This is a genomic window from Pandoraea pnomenusa (assembly GCF_040391475.1).
Taxonomy (GTDB): Bacteria; Pseudomonadota; Gammaproteobacteria; order Burkholderiales; family Burkholderiaceae; genus Pandoraea; species Pandoraea pnomenusa_C.
Window position 1 is genome coordinate 1 of the sequence record NZ_JBEBXS010000007.1, and the last position, 17,074, is coordinate 17,074.

The window sequence follows — 17,074 nt, forward strand, 5'->3', positions numbered from 1 at the left end:
GCGACCTCAACCTTGGCAAGGTTGCGCTCTACCAACTGAGCTACTCCCGCATTGTCATGCGTACTACCAATCCAACCACTTCTTAAAACTTCGCTGCCGGGCTGGCGCCGTAGCAGCGAGAAGGAGATTATGTCTAAACAGTGATTCAGTGTCAAGCACCTGCACCGAAAAAATGTGAAGATTTTTCTCCTCCACCGCGCAAATCCCGCGTCTTCAGGGACTTACACTCACATCTTGCCGCCACCGCGCTCTCGAATCTGCGGCCACGCGCGGCGCAGATAATACAGCATCGACCACAACGTGAGAACCGCCGCCACGTAAATCAGCCACGTTCCCCAGAAACGCGAGTCGAAACGCAATCCGCCCCACGCCACCGTGCCGTTGAACAGCAACAACGGAATCGCCACCATCTGCGCCGCCGTCTTGATCTTGCCCAACTGGTGCACCGCCACGCTGCGCGACGCCCCAATCTGCGCCATCCACTCCCGCAACGCCGAAATCGTGATCTCGCGGCCAATGATGATCAACGCCACCAACGCATTGATCCGCCCCATCTGCAGCAACATCAACAGCGCCGCCGCCACCATCAGCTTGTCAGCCACCGGGTCCAGAAACGCCCCGAACGCCGACGTCTGATTCCAGCGCCGCGCCAGAAACCCGTCGAACCAGTCGGTCAGCGCCGCCAGCACGAAGATGACACACGCCACCCAGTTCATCTCGACCGACGACAACCACGTCGTCGGCAAGTAATAGACGCCGACCACCAACGGGATCAGCACGATCCGAAGCCAGGTCAGGAAGATGGGGACGTTGAAAGGCATGGCAGCATGAGTTCGGCAAACAGCAGTCGACACACGGCGCACTCGGCAGCCGTACCAGACCCGCATTGTGCCGTGTATGCCCCGCAGCGACAAGGCCGGAGCGCCGCACGACGGTTGACATGTGCGCCAGTGTGACCCTATCTTGCTCGCAACAACCCGCCAATAGCGCCGATCTCGTGAAACTGCCCTGGCCCCTGCACGCTCTGCGACGCCCCCTGCTGCCACCGCACGTCATCATCGCGGCGCTCGTCGGCATCGATGGCTTGCTGCTCGTCGCCTCCGTGCTGCTGCGCGTGCCCGGCTCGCTGCTCATCGATCTCTTCGTGCGCGGCGACATCTCCGCACTGGAACGCATCGAAGCCACGCACCTGCCGCGGCTGCTCTTCGGCCTGAACGCCATCGAGCGCATCGACTTCTCGCATCTGCCCCGCGCGCTCGTCGGCCTGGCCCTCGTTGCGCTCGCGTGCGGGCTCATCATCCGGGCACGCACGGCCTGGGCGTTCACGCTGGTGATGCTCGTGCTGGCCGCCGCGATCAACTTCCATCTGAATATCCACTTCGATGTGACGTTCGTGCTCTCGATCGTCTGCTTCGGGTTATTGCTCTGGTACTGGCGCGAATTCGACCGGGCCAGCTTCGCGGCCGCCACGCTGTACACGCTGGTGGCCGTCTTCGCATTGATCGTCTATGCGACGTTCGGCACGATGTATCTCGGCCAGGAGTTCCAGCCGCCCGTCACCGATCTGGCCACGGCGTTCTACTTTTCCATCGTGACGATGACCACCGTCGGCTACGGCGACATCGTGCCGCACTCCACCGACGCGCGGCTTTTCACCGCCTCGGTCATCATCTTCGGGATCAGCGTGTTCGCCACATCGCTGACCGTCGTGATCGGCCCGCTCGTCGGCGGCAATCTCAAGAAAATTCTCGCGGGGAGGTTCACTCACGTGATACGAAAGAACCACTTCATCGTGGCCGGCGCGTCGCCGCTCGCGGTCAACGTCCATCATGAACTCACGAAGCGCGGATGGCCGGTAACCGTGATCATCGCCAACGGTGTCGACAATCCGTATCCGGAAGACGCGGACGTGATGCACGGCGATGCCAGCGACAACACCGTGCTCACACACGCCGGCATCGATCACGCCAAGGCTGTCCTCGCCCTGCGCGCCGACGACTCGGAGAACGCGTTCATCGTGCTCGCCGCCAAGGAAATCGCGCCGGCCGTACGCACCATCGCGTCCGTGAACGACAGCAAGCACCTGAGCAAGCTCAAGCGCGTGCAACCGGACATGATCTTCGCGCCGCCCGTAGTGGGCGGCGAACTGCTGGCCCGCACGCTCTCGGGAGAAACCGTCGACAACGATACCGTGATGCGGCTGCTGTTTCACGGCGACACGTAAATCGCCATCGCCGCGTCGCGCGGATCACTGGATCACTGGATCACTGGATCACTGGATCACTGGATCAGCGGATCAGCGGATCAGCGGATCAGTGCAGTTGACGATAGATCTGCTCGGCCAACGTCGTCGAAATACCCTCGACGCTGGCCAGCTCGTCGATGCTCGCGGAGGCCACGCCCTGCAAGCCGCCGAATCGCATCAGCAAGCGCTGACGCCGCTTCGCGCCAATGCCCTCGATCTCTTCGAGCCGTGACGTCTGACGCGCCTTCGCACGCTTGGCGCGCATGCCGGTGATCGCAAAACGGTGTGCCTCGTCGCGAATCTGTGCGATCAGCATCAGCACCGCGCTCTCGCGCCCCAGCTCCAGCGGCGCGCGTCCGTCGGCGAAGATCAGCGTCTCGAGACCGACCTTGCGCCCCTCGCCTTTCGCCACGCCGACCAGCCTGCCAATGTCGATTCCCAGCTCGACGAACACCTGGCGAGCCACCTCGACCTGGCCTTTACCACCGTCGATCAGCACCAACTGCGGCAGGTTGGCCTCGACGTCGGAGGCTTCCGGCTTGCTCGACGTCTCGGCCTGCGGTGTCTCGCCGCTGTCCGGCATGACCATCGTCTCGGCTTCGGCGCGCGCGACATCGGCCGCCACCGACGATGGATCCGCCGCGTCACTCACGGCCGTAGCCGCCGCCTCCATCAACCGACCATACCGGCGCGTCAATACCTGGCGCATGGCCGCGTAGTCGTCGCCCGGCGTAATGCCCGTGATGTTGTAGCGCCGGTACTCGCTCGTCTGCATCTTGTGATGATGGAACACCACACACGATGCCTGCGTCGCCTCACCCTGCGTGTGACTGATGTCGAAGCACTCCACGCGCAGCAGCGCCGGGTCGTCGATATCGAGCCCGATCGTCTGCACGAGTTCGCGTGTGCGCGCTTGCTGGCTACCCTGCTCCGTGAGCAAACGCGTGAGCGCCAGCTGCGCGCCCTGCAACGCCATGTCGAGCCATGCCCGGCGCTGGCCCTGCGGTTGCCGCACCATCGCAATGCGACGCCCGGCCTGCTCGGACAGCGCGGCGAGCAACTCGTCGCTCGGCAACGCATGACTCACGATCAGCACCGGCGGCACGGACTGGCCGAGGTAATGCTGCGCAACGAACGCTTCCAGCAGACGCGATTCGAGCGACGCTGAAGGCGTGTCCGATGGCATCTCGCCGGCCACGTCACCTGCCATATCACCCGCCATGCCCGCACTATTGCCCGCGCTGTTGCCCGCCGCTGACCCGGCACCGTCCGAATCGACTTCGGACGATTCCGATGTCAGCACGCCGTCTTCGTCAAACTCGTCGGCAATACCGCCCTCGACGCCACGCTCGACGTGCGCCGGGAAGTACGCCTTGTCGCCAAGGTGACGTCCGCCACGCACCATCGCGAGGTTCACGCACGCGCGCCCGCCCGCATACGCAACCGCGAGGATGTCGGCGTCGACGTCGCCCGCCGTCTCCACGGATTGCTGCTGCAGCACGCCGGAAAGCGCCTGCATCTGATTGCGCACGACCGCGGCCTGCTCGAACTGGAGCGCTTCGGCATAGGCCATCATCTTGCTTTCCAACGCGCCGAGCACCTCGTTCTGACGTCCGGAAAGGAACGCGGCGGCGTTGTTCACGTCACGCGCGTAATCCTCGTCCTGAATCGCGCCGACGCACGGCGCGCTGCACCGCTCGATCTGATGCAACAGGCACGGACGCGTGCGATTCGCGAACACGGAATCCTCGCAAGTCCGCAACTGGAATACCTTCTGCAGGATCTGGATGCTCTCCCGCACCGCCCACGCGCTGGGGAACGGACCGAAATACTGGCCGCGACGATCCACCGAGCCGCGGTAATACGCCATGCGCGGATATTTGTGCTGCGTGAGCTTCAGGAACGGATACGACTTGTCGTCGCGAAACAGAATGTTGTAACGCGGATGCAGCGCCTTGATCAGATTGTTCTCAAGCAGCAGCGCCTCGGTTTCCGAACGCGTGACCGTCGTTTCCAGCTTCGCAATGCGCGCGACCATCAACGCGATTCGCGGCGACAACTGCGTCTTGTTGAAGTAGCTGGAGACGCGCTTCTTGAGATTGCGTGCTTTACCGACGTACAGCACATTGCCTGCCGCGTCGTAGTAGCGATAGACGCCCGGCAAGTTCGGCAGTTGCGCGAGTACCTTGCGGGCATCGAACACCGGGGCATCGTTGGTGTCGCCGGTCGACGCCGCGACGTCCGCACCGGCGGCAGATTTCGCTTTACGGGTCTTGCGCGGGGGAGTGACGTCGTTGGCGTCTTCTGTCATGAACTCTGGCGGTCGGGATGTCCCTTCAGGTGAGCTGGCGTGATCGTCATCGGGGCGTCGCCGGCATCGTCACGCGTCACAGGGACTAAAATCAGAAGTTTAGACCAATCCGCGTCGCCGCTTCTCAATGTCCCTGCCCACCGCATCGCCCACCACCGCCAACGTCCGCCCCCTGATCCCGCGTTGCGATCTGTTTTGTGCCGTCGTCGATAACTTCGGCGACATTGGCGTGTGCTGGCGGCTCGCCCGTCAACTCGTGCGCGAACACGGCTGGTCGGTACGCCTGTGGGTCGACGATCTCGCCAGCTTCCGGCACTTGCGCCCGGACATCGATCCGACGCTGGCCGCACAACGCTGCGACGGCGTCGACGTGCGCCGCTGGGACGCGGATTTCGGCCCGATCAACGATGGCAACGCGCCAGGGGACATCGTCATCGAGGGGTTCGCCTGCCATCTCCCGGACGCCTATCTCCAGGCGATGCACGCCCGCAAGCAAACCGGCAACGCGCCGGTGTGGATCAACCTGGAGTATCTGAGCGCCGAGTCCTGGGTCAACGAGTTCCACATGCAGAAGTCGGTCCATCCGCAATTGGGACTCGTCAAAACGATTTTCATGCCCGGGTTCACGCCTGGCGCCGGTGGGCTGATCCGAGAACGGGAGCTGTTTTCCCGACGCGATGCATTTCTGGCGTCCCCCGAACTGCGTGACGTTTGGTGGCAACGAACACTTGGCCTGACTGCCGCGCCGCAAGAAGCGCTGATTGTCTCGTTGTTTGGGTATGAGAACGCCGCGCTGCCAGCGTTGCTCACGCAATGGTCGGAAAACGAAACGCCGGTCGTCTGCCTCGTTCCCCAAGGTCGAATCGCCCCCGCCGTCGGCGAGTGGTTCGGGCGGGAAACCCTCGCGCCGCGCGAATCGGCGACGCGTGGGGCGCTGACGGCATACGGCCTGCCGTTTGTCCCACAGCACGATTTCGATCACCTGCTCTGGGCGTGCGACCTGAATTTCGTGCGAGGGGAAGACTCGTTCGTACGTGCGCAATGGGCGGCGAAGCCGTTCGTCTGGCACATCTATCCGCAAGCGGATAACGCCCACCACGCGAAGCTCGACGCCTTTCTCGAGCACTATCTGGCAGAGTTGCCTTCCGACGCCCTCCCCCTGGGACATGCGGAACGCGAAGCGCTTCGTACCTTCTGGCACCTCTGGAACGGTTATGCCAGCACCGCGCCGGACTGGGCCGCCCTGGCGACGGCGCTGCCCGCCTTGAGACGCCATGCGCAAGCGTGGGCAAGCGCGCAGGCGCACCTCCCGGACCTCGCGCGACAGTTGGCAAGTTTCGTCGAAAATCAGGTAAAATAGCTGGTTTTTCAACGCTTTGCTGCTGAACCTGCTGCCCCGGATGTTTCGGGCGGACGCGGGAATCAAGCGGCGAATGGGCGTATGGAAGCGCTCAACAAGCGGCAAATCGCTTATTTCGTCACAGGATCTCGTTTTTTATGAAAACCGCTCAAGAACTCCGCGTCGGTAACGTCTTCATTCTGGAGAATGAGCCGAACGTCGTGCTCCGCACCGAATTCGTCAAGTCGGGCCGTAACTCCAGCATGGTCAAGCTGAAGTACAAGAAGCTGCTGAAGGAAGGCCGCGGCGAATTCACCTATCGCGCCGACGACAAGTTCGAGACCGTCACCCTCGACAAGAAGGAAGTGACGTACTCGTACTTCGCCGACCCGATGTACGTGTTCATGGACGCCGAGTACAACCAGTACGAAGTCGAAGCCGAGAACATGGACAACGCGATCAAGTACCTCGAGCCGGATATGCCGTGCGAAGTCGTGTTCTACAACGAGAAGGCCATCTCGGTCGAACTGCCGACGACCCTCGTGCGCGTTGTCGAGTACACGGAACCGGCCGTCAAGGGCGACACGTCGTCGGGCAAGGTGCTGAAGAACGCAAAGATCAACGATCTGCTGGAAATCCAGGTGCCGCTGTTCGTGAACACCGGCGACAAGATCGAAATCGATACGCGTACCGACGAGTACAAGAGCCGCGCATAAGCGATTCGGCACTGCCCGCGCCATCTCCGGATGACGCGGCGCCGAATACCGCGCAGGCCACAAAAAAGCGCTCTTCCCTTCGGGGTCGAGCGCTTTTTTCATGTCTGGCGTTGATGCGTGAGCGTTACCCGCCGAACGTCTCCGCGATCAGACGCTTCGCGGCCTGATATTCCGGCTGCGCCAGCATCTTCTCCCAGCCGTGCGACTTGCCACGGCCCTGCAGATGCTTGATTCGCCGTTGCGACACCGTATCTGGCGCCACCTTCATCTCCCGCAACAGGCGATCGGCCTTCTCCGGGCTATTGCAGATGAGCACCATGTCGCAACCGGCATCCATCGCGGCATGCGCTGCCGTGACCACGTCGCCCGCCGCACTCGCGCCTTGCATCGACAGATCGTCGCTGAAGATCACGCCGTCGAACCCGTATTTGCCACGCAGGATTTCCTTGAGCCATTTCGCCGAGAAACCGGCCGGATGCGGATCGACCTGCGGATAAATGACGTGCGCCGGCATGACCGCCGAGAGCGACATCCCGAGCCAGTCGTACGGCTGGGCATCCACGGCCAGGATTTCGTCGAGCGAACGCTCGTCGACCGGAATCTCGTGATGCGAATCGGCCGCCACGAACCCGTGCCCAGGGAAGTGCTTGCCGCAATTTGCCATACCCGCGAGCAATAGCCCATGGTTCAGGCTCTTGGCCAGCATGGCCACCACGCGTGGGTCGGCATCGAACGCTCGGTCGCCGATCACGACGGACGTGCCGTAATCCAGATCCAGCACCGGCGTAAAGCTCAGGTCGATGTCGCACGCCCGCAACTCAGACGCGAGCACGTAGCCCACTGCCGTTGTCACGCGCGTGGCCTTGAAAACATCTTCGTGCCAGAGCTTGCCCAGCTTGCCCATCGCGGGCAGATGCGTAAAGCCGTCGGTACGGAAACGCTGTACGCGCCCGCCCTCGTGGTCCACAGCGATCAGAATGTCGTCGCGCACGTCGCGAATCTGCTTCGTGAGCGAGCACAGCTGCGCGCGATCATCGAAATTGCGGGCGAACAGGATGACGCCCCCGGTCAACGGATGTTCGATGCGACGGATGTCGTCCTCGCTGAGGGTCAGCCCGACGACGTCCAGCATCACCGGGCCCGGCCTGCGCTTCGTCATTGCGTTTTCTCCGATGCAATATTGCCAATGTTGCCTAAGTTACGTGATGCGATCGCGAAGGCGACCGCATATTCCTTCTCGTCCGTGATCGAAATCTCGATCGATATCTGCCGCTCGGCCAGCCACTGGACCAAGTCGCCCGACGCCACGACCACTGGCTTGCCAGACGGCGCATTGAGCGTTTGCACCGCACGCCACGTCATTGGCGAGCGCATACCGAGTCCGATAGCTTTGGACACGGCTTCCTTCGCTGCGAAACGCGTGCACAGGTAAGCGAGCCCGCGCGCTTCCGACCGTTTCTGACGGGCGTAATAAACCTTCAGTTCCTCCGGGCCGAGCACACGCTCGGCGAAGCGTCCCTGAGTGCGCTCCATCACGCCAATGACCCGGCTGATTTGCAGGATGTCCGTTCCTACGCCGTAGATCGTGGTGGCCCCGGTCGCCGGGGTCGAGACGTTACCGCCATTCGGCAACGAGGGCGTACTGGTGGGCGTACTGGCGGGCGTTGACGGCGGCAGCGGGGCGTCAGTCATGGTTCGATGCGTCAGGACTTAACTGCGTGCTGCCAGGCGGCTCGCGACCATGATGGCCTTCATCTCGCGCACGGCATTCTCCCAGCCGGTGAAGATGGCGTGGCCCACGATCGCGTGCCCAATGTTCAGCTCGGAGATACCTTCGATGGCAGCGATCGGCTGCACGTTCTCATAGTGCAGGCCATGCCCGGCATTGACACGCAGACCGAGCGACACGCCCAGTGCCACTGCGCGCTCGATACGCGCGAATTCGGCTTCGCGCGTTGCCTCGTCGTGCGCCTCGGCATAGCGGCCGGTATGCAGTTCGACGACCGGCGCGCCCATACGGGCGGCCGCACGAATCGGTGCCTCGTCCGGATCGATGAACAGCGACACGCGACTGCCCGCTTCGCTTAACTGCTGCGTGGCCGCAGCAACGCGATCGTAAAGTCCCACCACGTCGAGCCCGCCCTCAGTCGTCAGTTCCTGGCGACGCTCGGGCACCAGGCAGACATCGTGCGGCTTCACGCGACAGGCAATCGCCAGCATCTCTTCCGTCACCGCGCACTCGAGATTCATGCGCGTAATCAGCTTGTCGCGCAGGTTCGTCACGTCGTCGTCGCGAATATGGCGGCGATCTTCGCGCAGGTGCAGCGTGATGACGTCTGCGCCCGCCGCTTCGGCCAACAGCGCCGCCTTGATCGGATCGGGATACGTCGTGCCGCGCGCGTTACGCACCGTGGCCACGTGATCGATGTTCACCCCCAGGTCGATGAGGTTGCCTTGGAAGAAGAGGCTCATAGTTTTTGCAGGTCGAGCAGGATCTGCCGGGTGTTGAGCGGCACGCCGCCCAAGTGGTGGTTGAGAAGAAAGCGCATGAGCAGCTTGCTTTGCTGCACGGTCTGCGCCCGCGAATAGTCGTCTTGCTCCATGTCGAGCAATGTCTGCCCGCTAACGACCGGCCAGTCTGAGGGTTCGTCACCACCCGCCGGACGCACGCCCCAGTCGGGATGAAACACGTAGCGACGTTCGGGCACGACCTTGCCGCGCGTTTGTGTGCATCGGTCGAACGCCACGGCGTAGCCCGTCTCCCGCAGCAGCACACGCTCGAACGCCCGCAGGATCACGCCGGCGGGTTCGCCGTGCGCCAGATGATGCAACGTTGTCAGGTAGTGCTGGAACAGCTTGTCATGCGGGTCGTCGCGCGCGCAGAACTTCACCAGCAGTTCGTTGAGATAGAAGCCGCAGAGCAAGGCGTCGCCTTCGAGCGGACGCAGCCCGCCGACCCATTCGGCTTTCGTCAGCGTGCGCAATTCGCCCTTGCCGAGCCACGCGAGCGAGAGCGGCTGGAACGTCTGGAGTACGCCACGCAACGCCGAGTGAGGCCGTTTTGCCCCCTTCGCGACCAAAGCGATACGGCCGTGATCGCGCGTAAGCACGTCGATGATCAGACTCGTTTCGCGATAGGGATAGCTGTGAAGCACGAAGCCGGGTTGCTCCGCCACACGGCTCTGCTCACGCTCGGCTGCCCGGGCGGGCGACGGCGCGCGGCGCACGCGACGCGTTTCGGGTTTGACCGTCTCGGTATTCGCTTCGGCTTGCGCGAAGGCTTCGGAGGCGTCGTCATCCACGGCTCGCGAGCGCGCGCTACGTGGCTGACGCGCCGGGCGCGTGGGGGTATTACTGGCCGTCGCCGACGGCTCGGCCCGAGGCGCACGCCGTATGACGGCGGGCGTTACGTCGTCCGGCGTGGCAACGGCTTCGCGGGAAGTGTCGAGCTCACTCGTAGCCATACGCCCGCAGGCCGGCCTCGTTGTCGGCCCAGCCGCCCTTGACCTTGATCCAGACCTCCAGATACACCGGTCCGTCGAACAGCTTCACCATGTCGAGGCGAGCGTCGGTCGAAATCTGCTTGAGCTTCGCGCCCTTATTGCCGATGATCATCGCCTTGTGGCTGTCTCGATCGACCAGAATCGTCGCGAAGATGCGCCGCAAATTCCCTTCCTGCTCGAATTTGTCGATGATGACCGTGCTGGTGTACGGAAGCTCGTCGCCCGTCCAGCGGAATACCTTTTCGCGCAGGATTTCCGCGGCCATGAAGCGTTCGCTGCGATCGGTCAGGTCGTCTTCGCCGTAGATCGGCTCGCCTTCCAGCAGATACGGGCGCAACACGCCGAGCAGACGTTTGATGTCGTCGGGACGCTTGGCCGACAGGGGCACGATCTCGCGGAAGTCGCGGGCTTCGCCCACCTTGCGCAGGAACGGCAGCATCTCGGCCTTGTCGGCAATGCGATCGAGCTTGTTGACGATCAGCAGGACCGGCGTGGTTTCCGGCAGCAGCTTGAGCACCTTCTCGTCGTCCGCGCCGAAGTTGCCCGCTTCGATCACGAAGAGCACGACATCGACGCTCGAGAGCGTGGACGTCACCGCGCGGTTCAGCGAGCGGTTCAGCGCGGTTGCGTGACGCGTCTGGAACCCGGGGGTGTCGACGAAGATGTACTGCGCGTCGTCCGTGGTGCAAATGCCGGTAATGCGATGGCGCGTGGTCTGCGCCTTGCGCGACGTGATGCTGATCTTCTGACCGACGAGGGCGTTGAGCAGCGTCGACTTGCCGACGTTCGGACGCCCGACGATCGCCACGGTCCCGCAGCGAAAATCCGTCTTATCGTTCATGGTGGGTAACTCTCTCGATAGGGGGCTGGCGCTGTGCGCGCTCCCCTTGAATGGAACTCAGGCGGCTGCCGGGGGTAGCTTGGCGGCTTCGGTCTTTTCCGATGCCTTGTCCGCAGACTTATCCGCAGATTTTTCGGCGGTTTTTTCCGGCGAGGTCGCCGCAGTGCGTGCCGTGGTGCCGTTGCCGGATGCGGTCATGGCCGGGGCGCTGGTCGCACCGTCCTTCGGCTCTCTGGCATCTTTCACGTCCTTGGTCTCGCGAGACTCCCCGTTCGGCAGCGCACCAGCCTGCCCCGCCTTCTCGGCCTTCTTCGCCTCGGATGCCGCAGCCTTCGCCGCACGCTTCTTCGCCGCCTTGGCACTCTTCTCGGCCTTCGGCTTGGCGAGCGCCGGCATCTTCTGCACTTCCTCGAGCGCCTTCTTGGCCGCCGCCTGTTCAGCCGCGCGGCGGCTGGCACCCGACCCGCCAACCTTGATGTCGAGCTTCGGAACCGTACACTCCACCTCGAACTGCTGGTTGTGTGCGGCGCCGTGCGTGGCGATCACCGTGTATTGAGGCAGTGCGATCTTGTGCCCCTGCAGGTATTCCTGAAGCAGCGTCTTCGCGTCCTTGCCAAGCGTCTTCGGGTCGACGTGCTCGAGTACCGGCGTGTACAGCCGCTCGATCACGGCGTAAGCCTTCTCGAAACCGCCATCCAGATACATCGCGCCGAACAGCGCTTCGAGCGTGTCGGCCAGGATCGACGGACGTCGGAATCCGCCGCTCTTCAGCTCGCCTTCACCCAGACGCAGGAAATCGGAAACCCCCAGCGTCTGCGCGATTTCGTACAGTGACTGCTGCTTGACGAGATTGGCGCGCACACGCGAGAGGTCGCCTTCGTCGAGCTTGCCATAGCGACGGAACAGAATCGCCGCGACCGAACAGTTGAGAATGGAATCGCCGAGAAACTCCAGCCGCTCATTGTTGGCGGCACTATGGCTACGGTGCGTCAATGCTTGGCAAAGCAATTCCGCATCGTGGAAACGGTACTGGAGACGTTCTTCCAGTTGATTCAGAGATTGAGGCATGGCGCAAGTATAGCGCGACGCTCCCGCCCCGGCGCGCGCCGTCGCCAAGAAACGACGGGCTTAACCGCCGTCGGACGGGCTTTTCAGACTCGCGTGAGGGCGATGGATCGGACAATTCCGGAGCGTCGCCAGACGAATTCCCCCGGTGGCCCTCACCCGTCGCTTCAATTAATTCTATTTTTAAAACAATAATGCGGAAATCGACGATTTACCGTCAATTTCCGCATTAATCGAATTCGTGACCGGGAAGCCAGCTCCCCGGACGCCCGCATCGCTTACTGGAAGCTGCCGATGCGACGGAGGTTCGAGAAGTTCATCCAGATGAAGAACGCACGGCCCACGATGTTCTGCTCGGGCACGAAGCCCCAGTAGCGGCTGTCCGCGCTGTTGTCGCGGTTGTCGCCCATCATGAAGTAGTTACCCGGCGGTACCTTGCAGATCACGCCCTGGCTGTTGTACTGGCAGTTCTGCTTGTTCGGGAAGTCGTCGGCGCCCATGATGTACGGCGGCACGTTCGGATCGTTCAGAATCCGGTGCTTCACGCCACCAACGGTCTCTTCGAACTGCTTGAAATAAGCGATGTGTTCGTCGTCGAAGTAGTCCGGCATGGCGACTTCCGGCACGACCTCGCCATTCACCGTCAGCTTCTTGTTCTCGTAGGCCACCACGTCGCCCGGCACGCCGATCACGCGCTTGATGTAGTCCATCGACTCATCTTTCGGATAACGGAACACCACCACGTCGCCACGCTTCGGCTCGCCGATTTCGATCACCTTCTTGTTGATCACCGGCAGACGGATCCCGTAGTCGAACTTGTTCACGAGAATGAAGTCGCCCACGAGCAACGTCGGGATCATCGAGCCCGACGGAATCTTGAACGGCTCGACCACGAACGAGCGCAGCACGAACACCGCCAGAATCACCGGAAAGAAGCTCGCCGAATATTCGAGCCACCACGGCTGACGCAGCTTGTCGTCGTGCAGCTTGGCGCGCGCGCTGGCCAGCGCGTTGCCTTCCTGCGCGCCAGAGCCCTGAATGCCGGAACCCTGTAACGCGAGTTGCTGCTGGTCGAATTGCGCCACGGCCTCCTGCGCTGCCCGGCGGCGCGCCGGTTGAAACACCAACTTGTCGGCCACCCAGGCCACCCCGGTCACCAGCACCAGGATCAAAAGAATCAGGGCGAAATTCATGCGGGACCTGTCGCTACGTTATTTGTCTTCGACTTGCAAAATGGCAAGGAACGCTTCCTGAGGAATCTCGACGCTCCCCACCTGCTTCATGCGCTTCTTACCTTCCTTCTGTTTCTCGAGCAGCTTCTTCTTACGCGTGATGTCGCCACCATAGCACTTCGCCAGCACGTTCTTGCGCAATGCCTTGATATTTTCACGGGCAATGATGTTCGCACCGATGGCCGCCTGGATCGCCACGTCGTACATCTGACGCGGAATGATCTCGCGCATCTTCGAAGCGACCTGCGCACCACGGCGACGGCTCTCCGAACGGTGAACGATGATCGACAGTGCATCCACCTTGTCGCTGTTGATGAGCATGTCGACCTTGACGACGTCCGAGGCACGATACTCCTTGAACTCGTAGTCCATCGACGCATAACCGCGCGACACGGACTTCAGGCGATCGAAGAAATCGAGCACGATTTCCGCCATCGGAATTTCATAGATCAGACGTACCTGACGGCCGTGGTACTGCATGTCGATCTGAATACCGCGCTTTTGCTGACACAGCGTGACGACCGCGCCGACGTACTCTTGCGGCATGTACAGATTCACGGTCACGATCGGCTCGCGCACTTCCTCGATACGACCCGGATCGGGCATCTTCGACGGGTTTTCCACCGAGACGATCGTACCGTCGCGCTCCGTCACCTCATAGATCACGGTCGGTGCCGTGGTGATGAGGTCCATGTCGAACTCGCGCTCCAGACGCTCCTGCACGATCTCCATGTGCAGCAGGCCGAGGAAGCCGCAACGGAAACCGAAGCCGAGGGCTTGCGACACTTCCGGTTCGTATTGCAGCGAGGCGTCGTTGAGCTTGAGCTTTTCGAGCGATTCGCGCAGGGCATCGTATTGGTTCGCCTCGACCGGGTACAGGCCGGCGAACACCTGCGGCTTGACTTCCTTGAAGCCGGGCAGCGGTTCCGGTGCGGGCTTGGTCGTGGTCGTCAATGCATGGGTGACGGTATCGCCCACCTTGGCAGCGCCCAGTTCCTTGATACCCGAGATGATGAAGCCCACCTGGCCGGCCGACAGCGACGTGCGCTGTTGCGACTTCGGCGTGAACACGCCCACCTGCTCGACCAGATGGCTCGAGCCCGTGGCCATCAGGTGGATCTTGTCCTTCGGCTTGAGCGTGCCGTTTACGACACGCACGAGCATCACGACGCCCACGTAGCTGTCGAACCACGAGTCGATGATCAGCGCCTGCAGCGGTGCGTTCGCATCGCCCTTGGGCGGCGGCACCTTGGCGATCAGGGCTTCGAGCACCTCTTCCACGCCGAGACCGGTCTTGGCGGAGCAGCGCACGGCGTCCGTCGCCTCGATACCGATGACGTCTTCGATCTCCTGGATCGCGTTTTCCGGCTCGGCAGACGGCAGGTCGATCTTGTTGAGCACCGGCACCACTTCCACACCGAGTTCGATGGCCGTGTAGCAGTTCGCAACCGTCTGGGCTTCCACGCCCTGCGAGGCGTCGACCACCAGCAGCGCGCCTTCGCAGGCGGACAGCGAGCGGCTCACTTCGTACGAGAAGTCGACGTGCCCGGGCGTGTCGATGAGGTTCAGGTTGTAGATCTTGCCGTCGCGCGCCTTGTATTGCAGCGCAGCCGTCTGGGCCTTGATGGTAATGCCGCGCTCGCGCTCGAGATCCATCGAGTCGAGCACCCGGGATTCCATTTCACGATCGGACAAACCGCCGCTCAGCTGAATGATGCGATCGGCCAGGGTCGATTTCCCGTGGTCGATGTGGGCGATGATCGAAAAATTGCGAATATGGTCCATGAGGCGGGCTATAGAAAAGTCGGTGCCATCGGATTCGGCTCGGCAGCCGCTTTCGAGAGAATCGGCAAACACGATATTTTAGCCGAAACCGCGCCGATTCCGTCCGGAATCGCATGCATCGCGGCGTTTCATCGGCAATGACGGGAAGGTCGTGGTGCGGTTCGTGAAACGCACGAATCGTGTCAGTCGGCGTGTCAGTCGGCGCGAAAGGCGGCGGCAACGGCCGCGGGGTCGAAGCGGTACCGGCACAGCTCTCGCTCCCCGAGGGCCAGTACCGGCACGATTTCGTCATATTTGGCTTCGAGCAACGGGTCGCTGTCGACGTCGACAACCGTCACCGAAAAATCCCACGCCGGGCGCATCGCCTCAAGTGCCGCAAGCATGTCATCGCACAGATGACACCACTTGCGACCGTAAAGGGTGAACGCCGGCGCGGTCATATTACGGTCGCGCCGCTTACTTGCCTTGCGGCGCGCGCGGGCGCAGCGGCACGAACTGCGTGGCGTCGCCGCGACGCACGAGGATCGGCACCAGACGCTTCGGATCGAGCGCCTTGACCACTTCCTCGAACTGCTTCGCACTCGTGATATCCGAGTCGCCCACACGCAGGATGATGTCGCCCTGCTGCAGACCGGCCCGTCCCGCCGGCCCTTCGGCCAGCTCGACGGCCACGCCGCCACGCAGTTTCAGATCCTTCTTCTGCGCGTCGGTCAGGTCGGAAACCACCAGACCCAGCGCGTTCGGATGCGGCGTGTCGGCGCTGCCGCTTTGCGCCTTCGACGCCTTCGGCGTGTCGGCATCGGCCTCGGCAATGGTGATGCGCAGATCCTGGTTCTTGCCCTTGCGCAGCACCTGCAGCGTTGCCGTCGACCCCGGCTTGGTCTCGCCGACCATGCGCGGCAGATCGGTGGCGTGATCCACCGGACGGCCCTCGAACTTCATGATGATGTCGCCCGGCTGCACGCCCGCCTTCTCGGCCGGACTGCCCGGCTCGATGCTGCGCACGAGGGCACCCTGCGCGCGCGGCAGACCGAGTGAATCGGCCACATCCTTGCTGACTTCGCTGATCGCCACGCCGATACGCCCACGCACGACCTTGCCCGTCTTCTTGAGCTGGTCGACCACGCGCATGACTTCGTCGATCGGAATCGCGAACGAAATGCCCATGAAACCGCCGGTCTGGCTGTAAATCATCGAGTTGATACCGACCACCTCGCCGCGCATGTTGATGAGCGGACCGCCCGAGTTGCCCGGATTCACGGCGACGTCGGTCTGGATGAACGGCAGGTAATCGCCGGTATCGCGGCCCTTGGCCGACACGATCCCCGCCGTTACCGTATTTTCGAGGCCGAACGGCGAGCCGATGGCCACCACCCATTCGCCGACACGCAGCTTGTTCGAATCGCCCACCGGCACCAGCGGCAGATCCTTGGCTTCGACCTTGACCACCGCAACGTCGGTACGCTTGTCGGCGCCAATCAGCTTGGCCTTGAACTCACGCTTGTCGGTCAGGGTGACGTAGATGCTGTCGGCACCGTCGACGACGTGCGCGTTGGTCAGGATGTAACCGTCGTTCGAGACGATGAAGCCCGAACCGACACCGCTGTTCTGTTCCTCATCCGGCTGCGGCTGGCCGCGCTTGGGTGTACCCCCCTTCGGCCCCGGCTGCTGCGGCATCGGCACGCCGAAGAAGCGGCGGAACAGCTCGGCCATGTCGTCGTCCATACCGGGCGGTAGACCGCGTTGGCTGCGGCTGACCTTCTCGGTCGTGCGAATGTTCACGACGGCAGGGCCGACGCGATCGACGAGTTGGGTGAAATCGGGAAGATTGGTGACGAGCGGGGCGTTCGACGCCGTGGATCCGCTGGCCGGAGCAGCAAAAGCGGCGGGGACTCCCGCCAATTGAGCGGCAACGGCGCCGCCGAGGATGACACGAAGCAGGAGAGTCTTCTTCATTGGAAGATCGTGGTGCGCGAAAGTCTCGGAATCCCTGAGAGCAGTCCGGCGCCCGACACGGCATCGCGTCTCATCTGCGCC

General features: G+C 62.7%; 15 protein-coding genes. 3 read left to right on the forward strand and 12 right to left on the reverse strand.

All coding sequences use genetic code 11. The features are described 5' to 3' along the window. Positions 1–227 precede the first annotated feature (227 nt). Entirely contained in the window at positions 228–821 is a 594-nt protein-coding gene (pgsA, locus tag ABWO90_RS09390; RefSeq protein WP_353190955.1) for a CDP-diacylglycerol--glycerol-3-phosphate 3-phosphatidyltransferase, read from the reverse strand. Positions 822–997: 176 nt separating this feature from the next. On the opposite strand from pgsA, the gene kch reads away from it, so the two are divergent. Further along, positions 998–2,224 (forward strand): voltage-gated potassium channel protein, encoded by a 1,227-nt coding sequence (gene kch, locus ABWO90_RS09395; RefSeq protein WP_353190956.1) that lies wholly within the window; start codon positions 998–1,000, stop codon positions 2,222–2,224. An 88-nt stretch (positions 2,225–2,312) separates the two neighbouring features. Here the strand turns inward: kch and uvrC are convergent, their stop codons facing one another. After that, on the reverse strand, positions 2,313–4,556 hold the full coding sequence (gene uvrC / locus ABWO90_RS09400; RefSeq protein ID WP_353190957.1) for an excinuclease ABC subunit UvrC: 2,244 nt from the start codon (positions 4,554–4,556) through the stop codon (positions 2,313–2,315). 133 nt (positions 4,557–4,689) lie between these two features. Here uvrC and earP point away from each other — a divergent pair, with 133 nt between their 5' ends. Then, a complete protein-coding gene (earP, locus tag ABWO90_RS09405) occupies positions 4,690–5,916 on the forward strand; it encodes an elongation factor P maturation arginine rhamnosyltransferase EarP (RefSeq protein ID WP_502922591.1) in 1,227 nt (408 codons plus the stop codon). Positions 5,917–6,053: 137 nt separating this feature from the next. Continuing rightward, entirely contained in the window at positions 6,054–6,611 is a 558-nt protein-coding gene (gene efp / locus ABWO90_RS09410; RefSeq protein ID WP_353190959.1) for an elongation factor P, read from the forward strand. 124 nt (positions 6,612–6,735) lie between these two features. On the opposite strand, the gene nagZ is transcribed toward efp, so the two are convergent. From nagZ to ABWO90_RS09460, 10 genes are all read right to left on the reverse strand, one after another. Further along, the gene (nagZ, locus tag ABWO90_RS09415) at positions 6,736–7,770 is read right to left on the reverse strand and encodes a beta-N-acetylhexosaminidase (RefSeq protein ID WP_353190960.1); all 1,035 of its coding nucleotides are present in this window, start codon (positions 7,768–7,770) and stop codon (positions 6,736–6,738) included. Beyond that, positions 7,767–8,303 carry a holo-ACP synthase gene (acpS, locus tag ABWO90_RS09420; protein WP_353190961.1) on the reverse strand — a complete coding sequence of 179 codons (537 nt, stop codon included), beginning with the start codon at positions 8,301–8,303 and terminating at the stop codon, positions 7,767–7,769. The genes nagZ and acpS overlap by 4 nt, the downstream gene beginning before the upstream one ends. Positions 8,304–8,321: 18 nt before the next feature. After that, complete coding sequence (pdxJ, locus tag ABWO90_RS09425; protein WP_353190962.1) at positions 8,322–9,083, reverse strand: pyridoxine 5'-phosphate synthase; 762 nt, start codon at positions 9,081–9,083, stop codon at positions 8,322–8,324. Then, a complete protein-coding gene (gene recO, locus ABWO90_RS09430; protein WP_353190963.1) occupies positions 9,080–10,075 on the reverse strand; it encodes a DNA repair protein RecO in 996 nt (331 codons plus the stop codon). The genes pdxJ and recO overlap by 4 nt, the downstream gene beginning before the upstream one ends. Continuing rightward, entirely contained in the window at positions 10,062–10,955 is an 894-nt protein-coding gene (gene era, locus ABWO90_RS09435; protein ID WP_353190964.1) for a GTPase Era, read from the reverse strand. The genes recO and era overlap by 14 nt, the downstream gene beginning before the upstream one ends. A gap of 57 nt (positions 10,956–11,012) precedes the next feature. After that, entirely contained in the window at positions 11,013–12,023 is a 1,011-nt protein-coding gene (gene rnc, locus ABWO90_RS09440; RefSeq protein WP_502922583.1) for a ribonuclease III, read from the reverse strand. A gap of 275 nt (positions 12,024–12,298) precedes the next feature. Continuing rightward, on the reverse strand, positions 12,299–13,213 hold the full coding sequence (lepB, locus tag ABWO90_RS09445; protein WP_353190965.1) for a signal peptidase I: 915 nt from the start codon (positions 13,211–13,213) through the stop codon (positions 12,299–12,301). Positions 13,214–13,231: 18 nt separating this feature from the next. After that, positions 13,232–15,037, reverse strand: a complete 1,806-nt coding sequence (lepA, locus tag ABWO90_RS09450; protein ID WP_353190966.1) for a translation elongation factor 4 — start codon at positions 15,035–15,037, stop codon at positions 13,232–13,234. Between the two features lie 194 nt (positions 15,038–15,231). Next, complete coding sequence (locus ABWO90_RS09455; RefSeq protein WP_353190967.1) at positions 15,232–15,477, reverse strand: glutaredoxin family protein; 246 nt, start codon at positions 15,475–15,477, stop codon at positions 15,232–15,234. A 16-nt stretch (positions 15,478–15,493) separates the two neighbouring features. Next, positions 15,494–16,993: a DegQ family serine endoprotease gene (locus tag ABWO90_RS09460; RefSeq protein WP_353190968.1), complete on the reverse strand. Its 1,500-nt coding sequence runs from the start codon at positions 16,991–16,993 to the stop codon at positions 15,494–15,496. Between the last annotated feature and the right edge of the window lie 81 nt (positions 16,994–17,074).